Below are 1,192 nucleotides of genomic sequence, written 5' to 3' on the forward strand. Positions count from 1 at the left end.
ATGATTGTTAATATTGACAATGGTGCTGCCTTCTTCACGCCCTGGAAGAAGTTCGCTTTGAGCGTGCGCTGAACTCAAACGGTTGATCTGATCAAGCCCCTGTTCAATATCGCGCATATTCAGAACATGACCTTGAAGCCCAGGAAAAGCACTCCATACAACATTGTTATAACGAGACGTCGGTGAACCATTATAGTAAATCTCTGAAAGTTTCCCCTCAACGACAACAAATTTGAGCGTCTTGCTGTTTTTGATATCTTGATCAGGAATATAAAAACGCGCCGTTACATAGCCTTGATCCAAATAAACTTTGGTTAACTTCTTGATTAAGAGCTGAATATCAAAAAGACCGATACATCTTCCAACATAAGGCTCTGTTACGGCTGATATAGAGCGCTTTTTGACATGGTGCACTCCCTCAACAACAACAGCATGAATGGGAAAACATTGCTTCCCACCCAAAAGCATTTCTGGATTTTGCTCTGAAGGCGTCTTGATCCTTTTAGGCGTTAAAGACCGTAAATTCTCAATTCTTTCTAATTGCTGCTTCTCAGATTGTTGGCGAGAAAAATTATCTGTTGGGGAATGAAAAATAGCTGAGGAGCGCGCATAAACATTTACACCTGTAAACAAGCCAAAGAAAACAAAAATGGCACGAAAAATTCTCAAANTTAACAAAAGCACATGCCTTTGTGACCAAAAAAGTGACACCCAAAAACTGCTTTATTTTAACTGCTGAAGATCTCTCCCCCACATTTCTATGGAAAAACCTCTAAACAAAACTGTTTAGCCCGTCAATGGTTAATACATTAATATCCCCAGTTTAATGCTACAATATATTTATCAATAATTAGAGATAAATTCACTCTCCAGCTCCTCTAAACCACTCAACACGCATATAAACGAGACATCGTGCTATCAAGCACATTCTGTCGTCAAAAACCATCATAGAAAACAATAAGAAATCTCTTTTGAAGTCTTTAAGATAACCACGCAAAACTCTTTTTATGGCATTCTCATCAAGGAACTTTTTTCCAAAAGCAAATGATCTGAGTGACCTTATCAGAAGAGTTTTGTCAGTCTTGTCAGTTCATTCTAGCTCCTATATTATTTTTTTTAAATGAGAGAAAATTAAAAACATTATATTTCAATATGTTAGTATTTTAATGATACAACCTATATCGACAATACA

The 1,192-nt window shown here is 36.9% G+C and carries 1 protein-coding gene; it reads right to left on the reverse strand.

What is annotated here, in order from left to right; translation table 11 throughout:
• Positions 1 to 678, reverse strand: a 678-nt coding sequence (locus ACFIL7_RS00135) for a POTRA domain-containing protein (protein WP_375683228.1), incomplete at its 3' end; no start/stop codon positions are given.
• Positions 679 to 1,192: the final 514 nt, after the last annotated feature.

It is taken from the genome of Bartonella sp. AP3QHHD (assembly GCF_042195765.1).
Classification (GTDB): domain Bacteria; phylum Pseudomonadota; class Alphaproteobacteria; order Rhizobiales; family Rhizobiaceae; genus Bartonella.